Source organism: Serratia sp. 22278 (assembly GCF_052045405.1).
Taxonomy (GTDB): Bacteria; Pseudomonadota; Gammaproteobacteria; order Enterobacterales; family Enterobacteriaceae; genus Serratia; species Serratia marcescens.
On sequence record NZ_JBQEOW010000002.1, the window covers coordinates 200,491 to 218,657 of the forward strand.

At 61.4% G+C, this 18,167-nt stretch carries 17 protein-coding genes; 2 read left to right on the plus strand and 15 right to left on the minus strand.

What is annotated here, in order from left to right; translation table 11 throughout:
- Complete coding sequence (locus ACTJJ6_RS05555; RefSeq protein WP_016926923.1) at positions 1-540, minus strand: YfaZ family outer membrane protein; 540 nt, start codon at positions 538-540, stop codon at positions 1-3.
- A gap of 338 nt (positions 541-878) precedes the next feature.
- Between ACTJJ6_RS05555 and katA the strand changes: the two genes are divergently transcribed.
- The gene (gene katA / locus ACTJJ6_RS05560; RefSeq protein ID WP_015378563.1) at positions 879-2,315 is read left to right on the plus strand and encodes a catalase KatA; all 1,437 of its coding nucleotides are present in this window, start codon (positions 879-881) and stop codon (positions 2,313-2,315) included.
- Between the two features lie 44 nt (positions 2,316-2,359).
- Here the strand turns inward: katA and menE are convergent, their stop codons facing one another.
- The 14 genes from menE to ACTJJ6_RS05630 all read right to left on the minus strand — a co-directional run bounded on the left by menE (position 2,360) and on the right by ACTJJ6_RS05630 (position 16,910).
- Positions 2,360-3,745 (minus strand): o-succinylbenzoate--CoA ligase, encoded by a 1,386-nt coding sequence (menE, locus tag ACTJJ6_RS05565; RefSeq protein ID WP_164053657.1) that lies wholly within the window; start codon positions 3,743-3,745, stop codon positions 2,360-2,362.
- Entirely contained in the window at positions 3,733-4,716 is a 984-nt protein-coding gene (gene menC / locus ACTJJ6_RS05570; RefSeq protein WP_143778400.1) for an o-succinylbenzoate synthase, read from the minus strand. The genes menE and menC overlap by 13 nt, the downstream gene beginning before the upstream one ends.
- Positions 4,716-5,573 carry a 1,4-dihydroxy-2-naphthoyl-CoA synthase gene (gene menB, locus ACTJJ6_RS05575; protein WP_016926920.1) on the minus strand — a complete coding sequence of 286 codons (858 nt, stop codon included), beginning with the start codon at positions 5,571-5,573 and terminating at the stop codon, positions 4,716-4,718. Before menB ends, menC begins: the two co-directional genes overlap by 1 nt.
- 11 nt (positions 5,574-5,584) lie before the next feature.
- Positions 5,585-6,355: a 2-succinyl-6-hydroxy-2,4-cyclohexadiene-1-carboxylate synthase gene (gene menH, locus ACTJJ6_RS05580; RefSeq protein WP_049300059.1), complete on the minus strand. Its 771-nt coding sequence runs from the start codon at positions 6,353-6,355 to the stop codon at positions 5,585-5,587.
- Positions 6,352-8,028, minus strand: a complete 1,677-nt coding sequence (gene menD, locus ACTJJ6_RS05585; protein WP_049300060.1) for a 2-succinyl-5-enolpyruvyl-6-hydroxy-3-cyclohexene-1-carboxylic-acid synthase — start codon at positions 8,026-8,028, stop codon at positions 6,352-6,354. Before menD ends, menH begins: the two co-directional genes overlap by 4 nt.
- A gap of 380 nt (positions 8,029-8,408) precedes the next feature.
- Positions 8,409-8,720 carry a stress response protein ElaB gene (gene elaB, locus ACTJJ6_RS05590; RefSeq protein ID WP_028127745.1) on the minus strand — a complete coding sequence of 104 codons (312 nt, stop codon included), beginning with the start codon at positions 8,718-8,720 and terminating at the stop codon, positions 8,409-8,411.
- An 81-nt stretch (positions 8,721-8,801) separates the two neighbouring features.
- Positions 8,802-9,833, minus strand: coding sequence for an L-idonate 5-dehydrogenase (gene idnD / locus ACTJJ6_RS05595; protein WP_440803117.1), 1,032 nt, complete (start codon positions 9,831-9,833; stop codon positions 8,802-8,804).
- 22 nt (positions 9,834-9,855) lie between these two features.
- A complete protein-coding gene (idnO, locus tag ACTJJ6_RS05600) occupies positions 9,856-10,620 on the minus strand; it encodes a gluconate 5-dehydrogenase (RefSeq protein ID WP_016926915.1) in 765 nt (254 codons plus the stop codon).
- A gap of 363 nt (positions 10,621-10,983) precedes the next feature.
- Positions 10,984-11,493 (minus strand): DUF1097 domain-containing protein, encoded by a 510-nt coding sequence (locus ACTJJ6_RS05605; RefSeq protein WP_016926914.1) that lies wholly within the window; start codon positions 11,491-11,493, stop codon positions 10,984-10,986.
- A 234-nt stretch (positions 11,494-11,727) separates the two neighbouring features.
- On the minus strand, positions 11,728-12,972 hold the full coding sequence (locus tag ACTJJ6_RS05610) for an MFS transporter (protein ID WP_016926913.1): 1,245 nt from the start codon (positions 12,970-12,972) through the stop codon (positions 11,728-11,730).
- Positions 12,973-13,109: 137 nt separating this feature from the next.
- Positions 13,110-13,646 carry a DUF2938 family protein gene (locus ACTJJ6_RS05615; RefSeq protein WP_079450290.1) on the minus strand — a complete coding sequence of 179 codons (537 nt, stop codon included), beginning with the start codon at positions 13,644-13,646 and terminating at the stop codon, positions 13,110-13,112.
- Positions 13,647-13,665: 19 nt separating this feature from the next.
- Positions 13,666-14,529: a DMT family transporter gene (locus ACTJJ6_RS05620; RefSeq protein WP_016926911.1), complete on the minus strand. Its 864-nt coding sequence runs from the start codon at positions 14,527-14,529 to the stop codon at positions 13,666-13,668.
- Positions 14,530-14,572: 43 nt separating this feature from the next.
- Entirely contained in the window at positions 14,573-14,998 is a 426-nt protein-coding gene (locus ACTJJ6_RS05625; protein WP_016926910.1) for a cupin domain-containing protein, read from the minus strand.
- Between the two features lie 82 nt (positions 14,999-15,080).
- Positions 15,081-16,910: a thiamine pyrophosphate-binding protein gene (locus ACTJJ6_RS05630; protein WP_028127746.1), complete on the minus strand. Its 1,830-nt coding sequence runs from the start codon at positions 16,908-16,910 to the stop codon at positions 15,081-15,083.
- Between the two features lie 347 nt (positions 16,911-17,257).
- On the opposite strand from ACTJJ6_RS05630, the gene ACTJJ6_RS05635 reads away from it, so the two are divergent.
- Entirely contained in the window at positions 17,258-18,130 is an 873-nt protein-coding gene (locus tag ACTJJ6_RS05635; RefSeq protein WP_004935995.1) for a LysR family transcriptional regulator, read from the plus strand.
- The last annotated feature ends 37 nt before the right edge of the window (positions 18,131-18,167 follow it).

The following is an 18,167-nucleotide window of genomic DNA, read 5'->3' on the forward strand; positions in this document are numbered from 1 at the left end:
TCAGAAGCTCAGGCCCACGCCGACATAAGGGCCATCGGCCAGCGTATTGTCGCGACGCCCGTCTTTGCCTTCCATTTGCATGTAACGGTAGCCCACGTCCACGCTCAGCGGACGGAACTTCCAGCGCAGGCCGCCGCTGGCTTCGTTATAGGCCTTCACGCCGCTGGTGAAAGACTCAGGGGCAAAGTACCCTTCGCCGTGCAGGCTGAAGTAACGGTTAATTTCCCACTCCAGGCCGCCGCCCAGCGCCACCGCCCCGCCGCTCTTCCCATCTTTCGGGCTGAGGTACAGCGCTTTGGCGCCCACGGTCGCCGTCAACGGCCCCAGCGGCACGCCGAAGTTCAACCCCAGGCTGCCGACGTTGCCGTCGTGGTCGCTGCGCGCCCAGTTGCCGGTCAGGCCAAGACCTGAAGAGCCGGTGCTCATGCCGACGCCCAGGTTGGTGTAGTGTTGCCCGGCTTCGCCCGACACGCTGATGGCGTTCGCCGCGCCGGTCACCAACAGCAATCCTGCCGCGCACGCGACCCAAGTCTTTTTCATCATCTTTCCCTCTGGTTTGTCATCCGTACCGAATGATCGAATCAACGCATAATAATAACGTCACGAGTCTATACCAAAGCGCAATGAGTATTTAAGGGATAAAAGCGAAAAAATTCTTCAATAATCAAATAAATGTAAAAATTTGCAAACAAAAATCCATATTCGTCAAGGCGATGCCAACGATAACCGAGACCTATTTGCCGTCGCTCGGCAATAGGGCTACAACTAGTAGTGGCTTTGACCAAGGTCAGGGGAAGAAGCCCCGCCAAAGGACTATGCTGATGAACGCTTAAACCGCCCGAGTCTTTACTTAACTGCACTACGATAAGGAGCAAGTGATGAGCAAGAAAGGACTGACCACCGCAGCCGGCGCCCCGGTTGTCGATAACAATAACGTGATCACCGCGGGCAAACGCGGCCCGATGCTGTTGCAGGACGTGTGGTTCCTGGAAAAACTGGCCCACTTCGACCGTGAAGTCATCCCCGAGCGTCGCATGCACGCCAAGGGATCCGGCGCCTACGGCACCTTTACCGTCACCCACGACATCACCCGCTACACCCGCGCCAAGATCTTCTCCGAAATCGGTAAGCAGACCGACATGTTTATCCGCTTCTCCACCGTCGCCGGTGAACGCGGCGCCGCCGACGCCGAACGCGACATTCGCGGCTTCGCCATGAAGTTCTATACCGAAGAAGGCAACTGGGATCTGGTGGGTAACGATACGCCGGTGTTCTATCTGCGCGATCCGCTGAAATTCCCCGATCTCAACCACGTGGTGAAACGCGATCCGCATACCAACCTGCGCAATCCGGTCTACAAGTGGGACTTCTTCTCCCACCTGCCGGAATCACTGCACCAGCTGACCATCGACTTCAGCGATCGCGGCATTCCGAAGTCCTACCGCCACATGCACGGCTTCGGCAGCCACACCTTCAGCTTTATCAATGCCGCCAACGAACGTTTCTGGGTGAAATTCCACTTCCGCTGCGAACAGGGTATTGAAAACCTGATGGATGAAGAGGCGGAAGCGATCATCGCCAAGGATCGCGAAAGCTCACAGCGCGATTTGTTCGAGGCGATCAAACGCGGCGACTTCCCGCGCTGGAAGCTGCAAATTCAGATCATGCCGGAACACGAAGCCTCTCAGACGCCATATAACCCATTCGATCTGACCAAGGTATGGCCGCACGGCGACTACCCGCTGATCGACGTCGGTTATTTCGAGTTGAACCGCAATCCCGACAACTACTTCTCCGAAGTCGAACAGGTGGCGATGAACCCCGCCAACGTGGTGCCGGGCATCAGTTTCTCGCCGGATAAAATGCTGCAGGGCCGTCTGTTCTCCTATGGCGATGCGCACCGCTACCGCCTGGGCGTCAACCATCACCAGATCCCGGTGAACGGCGCCAAATGCCCGTTCCACAACTATCATCGCGACGGTGCGATGCGCGTGGACGGCAACAGCGGCAACGGCGCCACCTACGAACCGAACAGCTTCGGCCTGTTCCAGGAGCAGCCGGACTTCAGCGAGCCGCCGCTGAGCATTGAGGGCGCGGCCGATCACTGGAACCATCGTGAAGACGACGATTACTACAGCCAGCCGCGCGCGCTGTTCAACCTGCTGAGCGCCGAAGAGCACCAGCGCATGTTCACCCGCATCGCCGGCGAACTGTCGCAGGTGCCGGAACAGATCCAGCGCCGTCAGGTCGAGCTGTTCACCAAGGTGCATCCGGACTACGGCGCCGGCGTCGCCAAGGCGTTGGGGCTGAAATAACCCTCCTGCAGCCATCCACTCAGCCGCCCTTTCGGGCGGCTTTTTTATGCCTGGGAGAGACGCTGCGCCACCCACTGCTGCAACTGGCGGCGCGAAATCTTGATGCCGCCGTTTTTCAGCTCGTCAGGCAACGGGAGCAACGCCGCCGGGCGTTGGAAATTGGCCAGCTGGTCCTGCGACCAGGCGAGCAGCGTCGCCAGCGACAGCGACGGATCGCCGTCGATCACCGCCACCGGCCGCTGGCCGAACTCGGCGTCCGCCATCGGCACCACAAACGCCTGCGTGATCTGCGGGTGCGCCGCCAGCACGCGTTCGATATCCTCGGGCTGCACCCCTTCGCCGCCGCTGAAAAACAGGTTGTCCAGCCGGCCGAGAATGCGCAGTTCTCCCTCAGCCATCACGCCGCGATCGCGGGTCGCGAACCAGCCCTGTTCATCGGCCAACGGCTGCAGATAGCCATGACGCCAGTAGCCGAGCGCCAGGCTGTCAGCGCGGATCCAGACCTCTTCGCCCACCAGTTTTACTTCGCGGCCGCCGAGCGGCAGGCCGACGCCCGGCCGCGCATCGGCGCGCTTGGCGCACACCGTGGAGGCCAGTTCGGTCAGCCCGTAGCCGCACCAGCAGCGGATCCCCGCCGCCTCCGCCCGTTCGGTCAGCTCCACCGGGATCATCGCGCCGCCGAGCAGCACCGCTTTCAACGTCATGCCCGTCAGGGGTTGCTCCAGCAGCCGCCAGAGCTGCGTCGGCACCAGCGAAGCATGCGTGCATCCCGCCAATGCCTCCGCCAGCGGCTGCATCTCGCGCACCGCCAATCGGGCGCCCGCCGCCAACCAGCGCCAGACGATGCCCTGGCCGGAGACGTGAAACAGCGGCAGTGACAACAGCCAGCAATCCTCACGTTGAAAATCCATCAACCGCAACACCCCGGCGGCGCTGGCCAGATGATTGGCGTAGCTGTGCGCCGCCGCTTTCGGCATGCCGCTGGAACCCGAGGTCAGCGTCAGCGTCGCCAGACGCTGCGCATCCCACGTCGGCAGGTCTGGCCAACGCGGCTCGGTCGAGGGCGGCGTCAACCGAATCACCTCTTCCGGCAACGCCGGCAACGAGTCCGGGCCGAAGACAAAGGTCATATCCAATTCCGGCAACAGCTGCGCCAACAGCGGCGTCGGCAAGGCGGGATTGAGCGGCAACAGGCGCGCGCCGCATTGCAGCAGCGCCAGATAGGCCAACAGCAACGGATAGCTGTTTTTGCCGCACAGCGCCACGCCGCAGCCCGGTTCTACGCCCTGATGCTGAAAGTCCGCCGCCAGTTCATCCACCTGGCTTTGCAACGCCAGCCAGCTCAGCGGCCGTTCGCCGAGCAACAGCGCCGTCGCCTGCGGCTGAAGGCGCGCCCAGTGCCGCCACGGCCAATCGCTTAACCGCGCCATAGACACTCCAGCGCCGAGACATCCAGCAGCGGCAACGCGCTGCCCGGCCACGGGCGCAGCACCTGCGCCTGCATCAACCCCAGCGTGTCCAGGCCCGGCACGGTGTCCGGCGTCAGCCAATGGGCAATGCGCGCCAGCTGGGTCAACCCCAGGCTGGACTCGATGCTGGAACTGATCACCGCCGTCAGCCCCGCCGCGTGCGCCTGCGCCACCAGCGCCTGGCAGCGCGTCAGACTGCCGACCAACGTCGGCTTGATCACGATGGCCGCCACGCCCGGCTCGGCCTGCACCACAAAGTCCGCCTCGAGCACGCTCTCATCCCAGGCGATGGCGATGCCGGTCGCCCGGGCGAAATCGCGCGATTCATCACGGGTCTTGCAGGGCTCTTCCAAAAAGGCGATGCGATCGCGCCACGCCGGGTTGACGTATTTGGCGAAGCCGTCGGCTTTGGCGCGGGTCCAACTGCGGTTGGCATCCAGCCGCAGCCGCAGATCCGGCAGCGCCTCCAGCAGCACGTTGACGATCATGCCGTCGCGCACCGCCTCATACAGCCCTACTTTCACCTTGGCGACTTTCTCGCCCGGCAAAGCGCTCAATGTCTCGAACAGCTCGTCCGGATCGCCGGTACACAGCGGCGCCTTGCGAAAATCCGCCTGCATCGGCAAGCGCTGCTCCAGCTCGGCCTGCGCACAGCTGAGCCCAAAGGCCACCGAGGGCAGCGCGCTGTCATCCGGTTCGTTGCCCGCCAACCAGGCCTGCAGCCAGCCCAACGCGGCCTGTTCGGCCTGCGCCAACGTTTCCCGACTGAATTCCGGCAGCGGCGCGATCTCGCCCCACCCCTCACGCTCGCCCTGGCACAGTTGCACCACCCATCCGTCACGCGTTTTCAACCGCTGATTGCGCAGCACCACGCCCGCCTCCATCGGCAGGCTGTAACGGTATAGCGCCGCGCTGCGGTTTGCTCCGCTCATTACGGGTTACGCTTGAATTTGCTGAAGTCCGGTTGGCGCTTCTCGTTGAACGCGTTGCGCCCTTCCTGCCCTTCGTCGGTCATGTAGAACAACATGGTGGCGTTGCCCGCCAGCTCCTGCAAACCGGCCTGGCCGTCGCAGTCGGCATTCAGCGCCGCCTTCAGGCAGCGCAGCGCCATCGGGCTGTTCTGCAGCATTTCGCGGCACCAGCGCACCGTCTCTTTTTCCAGATCGGCCAGCGGCACCACGGTATTGACCAGGCCCATGTCCAGCGCGGCGGCGGCGTCGTACTGACGGCACAGGAACCAGATTTCGCGCGCCTTCTTCTGGCCGACGATGCGCGCCATGTAAGACGCCCCCCAGCCGCCGTCAAACGAGCCCACTTTCGGGCCGGTCTGGCCGAAGATGGCGTTATCCGCCGCGATGGTCAGATCGCACATCATGTGCAGCACGTGGCCGCCGCCGATCGAATAGCCGGCCACCATCGCCACCACCGGTTTCGGGCAGGTGCGGATCTGGCGCTGAAAGTCCAGCACGTTGAGGTGATGTACGCCGCTGTCGTCGCGATAGCCGCCGTAGTCGCCGCGCACTTTCTGGTCGCCGCCGGAGCAGAAGGCCCTATCGCCGGCGCCGGTCAGAATAATGACGCCGATGCCGTCGTCGTAACGGGCGTTGGCCAGCGCGTCGATCATCTCTTTGACCGTTTGCGGACGAAACGCGTTGCGCACCTGCGGCCGGTTGATGGTGATTTTGGCGATGCCGTCGGCGGACTTGTGATACAGAATGTCTTCGAAATCGCCGGTGCAATCCTGCCAGGCGATGGCGGCATACAGGTGTTCTTCATTCGGATAAAGCATGTTCGGTTCCTTTAACCAGGGTTAACGAGAAAGGTCTGCAGCTCGGCGACGAAATCCTGCGGATTGGCCAGATGCGCGTTGTGGCCGGCCTGCGGCACGATGCGCAACGGCAACCCGGCGTCGCGCGCCAGCCGTTGAAATTTGGGGTCGTTCTCACCGCACAGCACCCGCAGCGGCACGGTCAGTTGGCGCAGCTGCGGCGCCAGATAGGGCTGCCGCCCGAGCGACGTGGCTTCGAGCATGTCGGCAATCGCCGGGCCGCTGTTGACCGAACGCGCGGCGATCAACGCCTGACGGTGCACATGGCTAAGCTCTTTGAACACCGGCTGCTGATACCAGTCCGCCAGCACCTCGGCGATCGGTTCACTGCGAAAACGCGCCGCCCACAGTGCATCCTGCTCGCAGCGATGGCGGCGCTGTTTTTCGTCCTCCAGCCCCGGATTGCCGCCCTCGACGATCACGCCTTGCAGCCCGGCATGGCGGCCGTGGCAAGCGTGATACATGGCGATGCGCCCGCCGAGCGAATAGCCCACCAGCCAATAACGTTCAATATTGCGCAGCTGCAGCGTAGCGGCGATTTGCGCGCTGATGTCGTCGAAGCCGCGGCAGGTCACCGCCACGGAATCGCCGTGGCCGGGCAGATCGATGGCCAGCGACGGCCATTCCGGGCAGCGCGCGGCGATCACCCGCCATTCGTTGTTGTTGCCGAGCAGGCCGTGCAGCCACACCAGCCACGGGCGGCCCGCTTCGCCCTGTTGCAAAATTCGCGTCGCCAGCATCATTGCACCGCCATCTGTTGCACCAGGTATTGCAGGCTTTCGGCTCCTGCGCTCGGTGGCACCTGCAGTTCTATCAGCGTGGCGCCGCCGCGCCGCCAGCCTTGCTCAACCGCCTGTTGCAGCTGGCTCCAGTTTTCCGGCCGCGCGTAGTCAAGCTGGAACATCGCCGCCGCGTGGCTGAACTCGACGTTCTGCGGCATGCAGTAAAAGCGTTGGCGCTCCTCGTCCGGCGTCGGCAACAGCGAGAAAATTTGGCCGCCGTTGTTATTGACGACGATCAGCACCGTCGGCGCCGAACCGTGGCGCAACAACGCCAGCGCATTGAGGTCATACAACGCGGAAAGGTCGCCCACCACCGCCAACGTCGGCCTCGCGGTGGCGCGCTGTACGCCAGCGGCGGTGGAAATCAGACCGTCGATGCCGCTGGCGCCGCGGTTGCTGAATACCGGGTAAGCGGCAGGCAGCGTCGTTAACGCGTCGATCAGTCGCACCACCAGGCTGTTGCCGAGAAACAGCTGGCCGTTCTCCGGCAGCAGCTCCGGCAGGCGGTGCGCCAGCTGCGCTTCGCCAAAGTTATCGTGCAGATGCGTGGACGCCGCCGTCAGCGCCTTATCCGCCAAGGCCGCCAGCCCGGCGGCCCACGGTGCGCGCGGTTGCGCCGGATGCTGCGCCAACCACTGCGCCACCCCGGCGCGCAAGCGCCGCCCCCGGTGCTGGGCCGGATCGAGCCGCCCCGGCAGCTCGTCGATAACCCAATACTCTTCCGGCCGGCACTGCGTCTGCCACTGCAGCAGGCGTTTGCCGGTCAAGCTGCCGCCGAACTGCACCACCAGCTGCGCGTCTTGCAACAGGCGCTGCGCCTGCGGATGGGCGAGCCATAAATCGGCGCAGGGCAGCGGTTGCCCGGTCTGCGACAGCACATCGCCGATCAGCGGCCAGCCCAGCGTCTCGGCCCAGTCGGCCAGCCGCGCGCCCTCTTCCGCGCTCATGCGGCCGGCCAGCACCACGCCGCGTTTTTGCCGCCAGAAGAACCAGTCCGGCTGCGGCGACGGCGCCGCACGCGTCTCGCTTTCCTGCAGCCACGGACGATCGCCCTGCCACCAGTCGCCCAGCGCGGCGGACCAATCGGCATACTGACGCTCATCGCCGCCGTACAGCGGTTCGGCGAACGGGCAGTTGATATGCAAAGCGCCATGCTGCAGGCGCGCCATCGCGCTGTCGACGCTGGAGGCCAGCCACGCGGCCGGAATATCCGGCGTCGGACGCGGCAGATCGATCGCCAACGTCGGGTGGCTGCTGTAGAGACCGTTTTGACGGATCGCCTGATTGGCGCCGCAGTCGATCAGTTCCGGCGGCCGATCGGCGGTGAGAAACACCAGCCGTTCACCGGTCAGGCCGGCTTCGATCAACGCGGGATAAAGGTTCGCCGCCGCGGTGCCGGACGTGACGATCACCGCCACCGGCTCATGCGCCGCCTTCGCCAGACCGAGCGCCAAATGGCCGAGCCCGCGCTCATCAAAATGGGTATGGCAGATAAACGATCGGTTGGCCGCAGCGGCCAGCGTCAGCGGCGTGGAGCGCGATCCCGGAGCGATACAAACATGCCGCACCCCATGGCGGGCCAGCGCCTCGAGCAGCACAGCCGCCCACCGGCGATTAAAAACACTTGTCGACATAGTTCGCTCACAAGTCAGTTAGCAGAGATCGTCTCCGGCGCAGCCGACGGACGCCGCGCCTGTAGTTACGCTCTGTATTATATGAGGTGTTATTTTCACGGCTTTTGCGCCAGCGCAAAAACGCCGTATATCCCTGAGTGTTTACACCAGATAATTATTTGATTTAGAACAAAAAATAAACAATTAAAACACAAATACTTTACACTTGCGGCGACGCCGGCTCAATCCGTCCATACAAAAACAAGGGAAATAGAGGCGCTCCAACGGCGGCTAGCGGGAAGTATAGGCGGGATAAGGGCAAGCGATCGGGGAAACGGCGGGATGAACGACACAGTCTGCAGAAAAGCACGAGGCGGCCTGCGCCGCCCCGATGACATGATTTATTTGCGGGCCAGCAGCAGCCCCAACACCAGCCCGACGGTGGCGCCGATGCCCACGCCGTGCCAGGGTTTGTCCCGCACGTAGTCGTCGGTGCGGTGCACCGCTTCTTTGGCGCGCGCATAGTAGGATTCGCCCGTGTTCGCCCAGCGCGCCTTGACCTCACTCAGCGCCTGCTCGGCGTGCGACTTGATGTCGATATAGGCCTGATCCGCACGATCGCCGGTGTATTGCAGCACTTCTTCCAGCGTCTCGGTCAGCATTCTCAGATCGTCATCCAGCGTAGTTTGCTCAGCATCCGTATGTCTTGCCATCGTGAGATCTCCGTGGTTGAAAAATTAAGCGTTCCTACACTATAGACAAGGATCACCGCCTGCGGCCATCGGACTTTTACCCTAAAACACCAATTGCACCTTGGCGGCCTGGCGTTTATCGCCGGCAAACGTCAGCGCCTGCGCCAACTGCCCGCTGGCGAATTCCGCCGACAGCAACGGCAGCGGATCGATCACGCCGTCGGCCAGCCAGGCCACCGCCAACGCGAACTCCGCCACGAAGCGGAACGATCCAAGCAGATTCAGTTCCTTGGCAATCAACAACATCAGCGGAAAATCGGGGAAGCTGCCGCCCATGCCCACCTGCACCACAGTGCCTTTGGCGCGGGTGAGCTCCAGGCAGCGCTGCAGCGACAGCGGATGTCCCGCCACTTCGAAGGCGACGTCGAAATAGCCCTTGCCCTGCTGATAGTCGCTAAAATCGTCGTCCGCAGCATGCAGGCACCGATTCGCCCCCATTTGCCTCGCGATCGCCAGGCAGCGCGGACTGAGATCGGCGCAGACAATCTCGGCGGCGCCCAGCGCTTTCAGCGCCGCCACCAGCAGACAGCCGATCGGGCCAACGCCGGACACGAAAATCTTTTTCCCCGTCACATCGCCGGGCTGCTTCGCCGCGTGGACAGCCACCGCCAGCGGTTCGGCGAACACCATCACCCTGTCGTCGCGATCGGCGGCGTAAGGAATGCACTGCGCGCTATCCACCACTTTGTATTGGGTAAAAGCGCCGTCGACGTGCGGAAAATACATCGCGCTGCCGAAAAAACGCATCTCGACGCATTGATTGCTTTGCTGCGCCAGACAGTATTTGCACTGCCCACAGGGTTTGCTGGAATTGAGCGCCACCTTCTGCCCGACCGGCAGCTGCGGCGAATCGCTGGCGACCACCTCACCGATCACCTCATGGCCCAGCACCATCGGCTGACGCACCTGAAAATTGCCGACCTTGCCTTCCTGGAAGTAATGCAGATCCGAGCCGCAGATGCCGCCGCGGCTGATTTTCACCAGCGTTCCCTGCCCCCGATAATCCACTTCTTGCGCGATCACCGCCACGTCTCGCTTGCCGTTGACCACGCAGGACTGGGTTTGAATTTTCATCTCCAGACTCCACGGAAAAAGGTTACACCGCCGCCGACATGCCGCCATCGACAAACAGCAGTTGCCCGTTGACGAAGGCGGAGGCGTCGGCGGCCAGGAACACCGCCGCACCGATCAGCTCCTGCGGATCGCCCCAGCGCGCGGCGGGCGTGCGTTGGGTCAGCCAGGCGGTGAAGGCCGGATCGTCGGCCAGCGCCTGCGTCATCTCGGTTTTGAAGTAGCCGGGGGCGATGCCGTTGACCTGAATATTGTAGCGCGCCAGCTCCACGCACATGCCGCGCGTGAGCATTTTCACCGCCCCTTTGGACGCCGCATAAGGGGTGATGGTGTCGCGGCCCAGCTCACTTTGCATCGAGCCGATGTTGACTATCTTGCCGCGCCGGCGCGGCACCATGTAACGCGCCACGGTCTGTGACACGATGAAGACCGCCTTCTGGTTGACGGCGATGATGTCGTCCCAGTCTTGCTCCGGAAACTCGGTGAACGGGTGGCGGCGCTGGATGCCGGCGTTGTTGATCAAAACGTCTATCGCGCCGATGTCCGCTTCGATACGGTCGATGGCGGCATGCACCGCCTGAGAGTCGGTGACGTCGAACGCCGCCGCCTCGGCGCGCAGCCCCTCTTCGCGCAAACGATCGGCGGCGTGCCGGGCATGTTCTTCGGTGGTGGCGTTGATCAGAATATGCGCGCCTTGCTGCGCCAGGCCGCGTGCCAGCAGAAAACCGATGCCGCGCGAGGCGCCGGTGATCAAGACGGTCTTGTTATCCAGTGAAAACAGATTGTTCATGGTGATTCCCGGCCATCAGGCCTCCAATCGGACAGGCCTCTATCTCAGCCGATTGTTACCGGTAAAAACGTGATGGAAATCACTGAAAATCATGTTACGAAACCCTGTTACCCTTAACGTGATCTCACGCAGGCAGCAAGAGGGGAAAAATCATCTATCCGATTGAAAAATGGCTATTTCCAATAGAAGTGCATTCATTTTTATCGCCAAATCGATGGGTTAACATACCGCTATCCCCCTTGCCGCGCCGCCCGTGAAGGCCACCGAATGAAACACCTCCGCGTTACGCGAAAGGACATCACACAATGGGCCGGCGTAACCCAAACGCCGGGTGACCAAACGCTGGTGGTGAACTGCCGTCTCTCACTCGGCGGCACCGTTTGAGCCGACATTCGGGCCAACCGGCGGCGTAGCGCGGGCTTTTTCGCTGCGCGCCGCCCACCACAGACCGCTGTTTTTCATCGCATAGCCGAATAGCAGCCCCACCAGCAGGGAAAGCGTCACCAGCGGCCAATCGCCGCCGCCGGCGAAGGTCGCGCAGGCACCGATAAAGGTGCCGGGCACGAACCCCAACCACTGCTGTTTGGCCTGAATGCACATCAGGAACGCCACGACGCCGGTCAGCAGATACCCCAGCAGATTCCACTGCGGGGCCAGTTCGCTGCCGCGGATGATCGCCATTGCCCAGAAGACGCCGCTGCAGCAGGTCAACGCGCTAATCAACAGCCCTTTCAGCCCGCCCTGCGGGCAGGCGAAATACGCCGTGCAGCCCAGAAAACCGGCCCAACCGATCAGCCCCAGGCTGACGGCAACCCAGCCCCAAACGCCGGAGAGGATCCCGGTAGTAACGGCAATGGCGAAAAGAACGTTCATAAAGTGACCCGCGGCAAAAATAAAGCGCGCAGTTTACCCGAAGCGAGTGATTTTTTCGTGACTAAAATCACGAAAAAAATGCAAATAAGGAAATGTAAATATCAAAAAATCAATGTGTATCACAAAAAAAAGCCAGCGTGACGAGCACGCTGGAATAACACAACACCAGGGAAATCACGATCTCAAATGAAATGCCTACATGCGACGCCTGTCGCCCCCTCCCGAACGCCGGTTTCAGCGTGGGAAGCCCGCACGCGTTACCATGACGCTCAACGTCAAACAAATCACGGCGCTGCTCAGGAATAACAAGTGGGTCGCCAAATGCAAATCGGCGTGGTCGATCACAACGCCCAACAGGATCGGCACCCAGTTAGCAATATAAGCGATCACGTAGAACAGGGAGATCAAACGCGCATGGCTGGCTTTCGGTGAAATCAGATTCACCAGCGTGGCGCTGCCGACGAAGATCGCGCCATAGGCGTAACCGGCGATCACCATGCCTGCGGCGGCCAGCGCCAGCGAATGGATCTGAATCGCCACGGCGAACACCCCGACCGACAAAGCCTGAGCCAGGCAACCGAACAACAGCGAATGGCGGGCGTTGATGCGACGACTCAAAATCTGGCTGATGCCGGCAATCACCAGATAGACGGCGACCACATAGCCAAAGACGCCACGGCTCTGCATATCCAACAGCTTTTCGGCGACGCTCGGCCCTATCGCCAGAATGCTGGCGGCAACCGCCCAACAAATGAACAACGCCCCGGCGCACAGGAAGAATTTGCCGCCGGTCGCGCGCAGGCCATCCGCCAGAGAGCTCTTCGCCACCGGCGCGTTATCCGCCGCTGCGCTATCGGCCTGCGCCGCCACCGCCTCTCGCGGCCAACGCAGCATCACGCCCAGTGCGGCGACGGCGGCGATGGCCATGATGATGATGAACGGCAATGACGTGGTATGAAAACCGGTTTGCAGGGCGACGCCGCTAAAGATCGGGCCCAGGGCCAATCCGGTGGTAAAGGACAGCGTCGCGATCAACGCCGCATTTTTTCCGCCGTCCTGCGGCCCGAAACGCACCAACGCGATATTCGCCGCACCGGTCAGGGCGCCGGTGCCGACGCCGGCCAGCAGCCGTGCCATAAACATCATGAAGAACGATGACGCCACCGAAAACAGCAGCGCGCCAAGCAACACCACCAACAGCGCCGGCACGATCATGCTGCGCAGGTCTTTTACTTTCCCCGCCATATTGCCTACGCCGAATAGCGAAATCAGCACGCCGGCGGCATAAGCGCCGTAGATGATCGTCAGGCTGACCGAGCTCAACGCCAGCTCATGTTGATAAAGCGGATAAAGCGGCGTCGGCGCGCTGCTGTTCAACAGCGCTGACATCAATGCCAACGCCAGAAACAGCAAGATAGCGAAATGCGATGTACCCGCCTTCGCTTTAGCCGTTTCTTCAACGGCGATACTTTCTGACATGTTCTACTCCCGAATCGATCAGGCATTCGCCCTAAATAAATGCGCCTTCCCGTAGGCCACGCGGCTTCAGGAAGCGCGCTTATCATAGCGTTGGGCTATCACGCCCAAAATAGCCAAGAATGCATCATCGTGATTCATTAATGCAGCATCGCAGCGTCAGGCATGCATTTCTGCAGCATGCGACGCCGCCAGGCGATGGCGCAACCGCCCAATGCCACGCCATACACTGCATGGTTGGCCAGGCTGGCGATCAGCAAAGCCGGATTTTTGCCGGCCATTCCCCAAAGCCCCAACCCCACCGAGGGATAAATGAAGCACAGCGAGATCAGCGAGCAGGCCAGGCCATACGTCAGCGCCCCGACGAACAGGCCGCCCCCGGACTTAATGCGCGGGCAGATCAGGCGATAGAACGGGATCGCCAGGCTAATGCCGGCAAAATAGTGCGCGCCGTAGCCCATCATCAGAGCCTCTGGCACATCGGGAATGTCGCCAGGCCGCAAAAACCAAAATTGCCCCTGCAGCCATTGATTCATCAGTTTGCCGATGAAGGCCAGGTTGAGCTTGCCGATGAGACCGACGCTGGAGGCGACACTGTTCACCCCATCCATCACCAACGTCGCCACCATGCCAAACAAGACCGCCATCGCCATGCCGCCAACCGGACGCATGTTCATTGTTTCGTTCCTTATCACGTTATGCCACCGCCGCCTGCTCGGACTTGGCCGAAGCACGCTTGCGCACCGCCAACGCGCCGGACAACACGATCAGCGCCATACCGGCGGCGGCGATATAAGACTGCTGTTCGCCAAATATCAGATAGCCAAGCAGCGTAGAGAAAATAATGGTGCTGTAAGAGAGAATGCTGACAATCACCGCATTGCCGCCCCCGTAGGCGCGAGTCATGGCGATCTGCCCCAGGCTGCCGAAGACGCCGATGGCGCAGACGCACAGCAGCATTGCGCCGTCCAGCAAGGAAAAGCCCAGTAACGCAGTCATCAGGCCGCCAACCAGCGTTCCCACCAGCGAGAAATAGAACACCACGCGCAGTTCCGGCTCTCCGCGCCGCACCAGCTTGCCGACGTTAAAGTAAGCCAGCGCGGTCAACAGACCGGCCGCCAGCCCGACCAGCGTGGCAACGTACTCCCCGTTGGGGGCGTCGGGGCGGAGCAATACCAAAATGCCGGCAAAGCCCAACAGCACGGAAAACAACAGCCGACCGGTCAGTTGCCCTCGGGTCGTGATAAACGCGATCGCCGACTGAAAGAGGGGATTGGTATAACCCAACGTGGTGGCGGTGGCGATCGGCAGATGTATCAGCGAATAAAAACCGCAGTACATCGCCGCATTGCCTATCGCCGCCCGCTTCATATGCAATCCGAGATGACGGGTGCGAAAACCGAGGCGCTGGATCTTGATCAGCGCCGCGACAATCAGCACATTGATGAGAGAACGATAAAAAATGATGTCGAAAAATCCGACCGTCGTCGACGCCAACTTGATGCAAGCACCCATCAGCGCAAAGAACCCGCTGGCGACGACCATCCACAAAGCTACCATGATCTTCTCTTATTAACGGCCTTTGGTCTGGGCCGTATCAACACTACCCGGCGGCTTTCACCGTCAACGGTTTATCGTCCGCGCAAGCGAAGAACACCAGCATTTCGGCGCCTTGCTCGCCGGAAACGCCCTGGTGCACGATATCCACGGTATCGGTAAACGAATCCCCCTGCCGGAACGTGCGGCGTTCACCGGTTGTCCTGACGGTGAGCGAAACGCTGCCGCCGCTCATGTACACTGCGCTGATGCAAGGATGCGTATGCCAGGCCAGTACCTTGTTCGGCTCTACCGTCACCTTCAGCATGGTGATCTGCGGTGCGCCGGCGGGATACTGACGATATGCCGAGCCCTCCCACGCGCTGTCGGTCTTGAGCAACGTCGTTTTGACGATGCCTTCGCCATGCCCCTCGGCAGCCTGAACCGGCCCCTGAAATACTGCCAACAATGCCAAAATGCTCCACTTAACCATCTGATCGCTCCATGACTGCCGCGAGTAAAAATGCCAGGCGCCGCGCGCGGTGAACCTGGCGAGTTGAAAAAACAGCGTTGTGCTACAGTCCTTTGATGCGCTGCTCGTATTCTGCGATGCTCTCGGCGTAGTAGCGGTTAGGCGCCGCAAAGTTGCCCACCATCACTTCGATGAGGTACGGCCCCGGATGTTTCGCCGCGGCGTCGAGGGCTTCGTCCAGATCCTCCAGCGTCTCCGCCTTCGCGGAGGCGACCCCCAGGCTGTTGGCAAACGCTTTCCAGTCATGGCTGGGCAAGGCGGTATAGTCAGCGGAAATGCCGCGATTTTGCAGCGTGTCGATGTGCATGGCGCCGTGCGCGTTGTTGTTCATCACCACGAACACCACCTTCACGCCATAACGCGCGGCGGTCTGAATTTCGATGCCGTGCATCAGCATGCAACCGTCGCCTGTCACCACGACGCAATCCCGCTGCGGTGCCGCCAGCTTGATGCCGATGCCCGCGCAAATGGCCCACCCCATCGGCGCCAGGGAGCTGGAGGTGTGATAATCTCCCCGCCCGGCCGCCAGCCAGTGATGCGCCATGAAGATGCGGTGTGCGCCCGAATCGACCACGACGTTGGTATCCGGATTCATGCGGCTGCGAATGTGTTTAATCGCATCGCCGGGATACAGCCGGCTTTCGCCCTGGGCGATGCGCGCCTGCAACGTCGGCTGCGGCTGTTCCAGCGGCAGTGCGCGAACCCCTTCCAACCAGGCGTCACGCAAGTGAGCCGCGTCGCCAAGCCGCGCGTCCTCATCGCCAACCGCGGCCAACAAACAGTGCAACGTACCGCTCAGGCTGGAAAATATCTGCAGATCCGGCTGGTAATGCGAGCTCACTTTGTCGAAGTCTTCGTCGATCGCCACCAGCGTTTTATTGCCGTGCAGTCTCGGGTTCCAGTTCAGACTGTCGCGCTGGCTGAGATCGCAGCCCAGCACCAGCAGCACGTCGACGCCTTCACCGTTGAGGGTTTCTACCGCGCGGGCATGCCCGGCAAAACCGTAGACCCCTAATGCCAGGGCGTGCCCTTCGGGAAACGCGCCCTTGCCGGACAACGTCGTGGCGACAGGCAAGCGGTATTTTTCCGCTACCCGCAACAACAGCGCGGCATCCTGCGGATTGTTCATCCGGTTGCCCACCAGGCAGGCGACGTTGAGGCCGCGCAGCAGATAATCATGCAGCAGCTGTTCCACCGCTTGCACATCCACGGCCGCTTCACGGTGCTGTGGCACTCGCTCAGGCTGGTCGCGACGATCGCCGAACGCGGTTTTCTTCTGCATGTCGACCGGCACGCTCAGATAGGCGCGCCCTTTCCGCTGTGGGTTCAGACTGGAGAGGCTGCGGCGCAGCTCATGCTGCAAGGTCAGGTTGTTTTTCGTTTCTATCGCGGCGCAAAGCAACGGTTTGACGATGGTCAGCTCATCGATGCCGCTGTTGCTGCCGTCCTGAAAAGCGCCCTGCGCCTCGTGATAGGTGGCGATGCTGCCGGCCAGGTACAGCACGGGGATCTTATCGGCTTGCGCGGCGGCCATCGCCGGCAGGAAATTCATGGTGCCGGGGCCTGAAATGCCCAAGCAGACGCCAAACTTTCGGCTGGCGCGGGCATAGCCATCGGCCATAAATCCGCATGCGGTTTCATGGGCACCGACGATGCCGACAATCTCGGAACGGTCAATAGAAGTGATTAACGGGTAAACCAGTTTGCCGGGGACCAAAAAGATATGTTGAATGCCGCGCGCTGCAAGGCCTTGAATAATGATATCGGCGTTGTTGCGTTCCATCTTCTCGGCGCCTGGCGCCACGGTAACTCTGACTCCGTCCTCCGTCGCCAGCGCAACGGGGGGGCACAGCATCTCTGCGTGAGACTCCATTTTTTTATATCCAGTCATATCATCGTGAGCTAACTTGATTCAGAGTCGATCCCACTTGGCGGTCGCCCAGAAATAACGGGAACCGGCTCTTATTCGTATTGCTTATGCATTAGGGTAGCCTTGGTGTAAAATATGCGTCGGGTCGCAGCATAAGCGACGATAAGAATAAGCATTACCAGACAAAAATAAAGGTGCAAAACCGCTTCACGGTGATGCATTTATACATATCCTGAAACATTATAAATAATGATGATACGAAGCATTTTTTTCGGTCCCCACACCAGAATAAACACCGCATCACACCGCTTCCTTCCTCCTCCCGCCAGTCTGTACAGAGGAGGTGCGCAATGAACTGGGACGACGCCCGATTTTTTCTCGCCGTTGCGCGCTGCGGCACGCTACGCAAAGCCGCCAGCCAGCTGCATGTCGATCAGGCGACCGTCGGCCGACGGCTCTCCGCTTTCGAAGACGCGCTCGGCTCCAAGCTGTTTATCCGCACGCCGAAATCCTTCGCCCTCAGCCCGCTGGGGGAAGAAATGCTGGCGGACGTGATGAAGATGGAAAATGCGGTGCAGGCGATCAACCGTAAAGCCGCCAGCGGTGACGAAAGCCTGTGCGGCAACGTGCGCATCGCCACTACCGATACCTTGGCCGAAGCCTTCGTGATGCCGGCGCTGCAAGATCTGCGGGAACGCTATCCGGCCATCACCGTCACGCTGCTGACGGCGGTCAACATCGCCGATATTTCTTACCACGGCGCAGATCTGGCGATCCGCGGCGCCCGTCCCGATGACGATGAGCTAATCATCAAACGGTTAGCCACCATCGAAATGGGCCTGTATGCCACTCAGCACTATTTGGCGCGGCGCGGCATGCCGGTCAAGGGCGAGCAGTTGCGCGGCCACGATCTGCTGATGTTCCCGCGCGAGCTGGTGCCGCGCCACTGGAACAATTTCTGCGGCGAGGCTCTGCACGAGCCCAACGTCGTGCTGCAATGCAATTCGCAGCTACTGCTGCGTTCCGCCACTCGCAGCGGGCTGGGCATCGGCCTGCTCTCCGCTTTTTTGGCGGACAAAGACCCGGAGCTGGTGCGCCTGTTCCCGGAGAACAAAGACTGGGTGGATATCTGGCTGGTGTTGCACCCCGATTTGCAACGCGCCGCCCGCGTGCGGGCGGTGGTGCAGGCGCTGGAAACGTCGTTTAGCGCCCATTACGGCTGAGTGCCGTTTCGCCCATAAAAAAAGGCCGCCGAAGCGA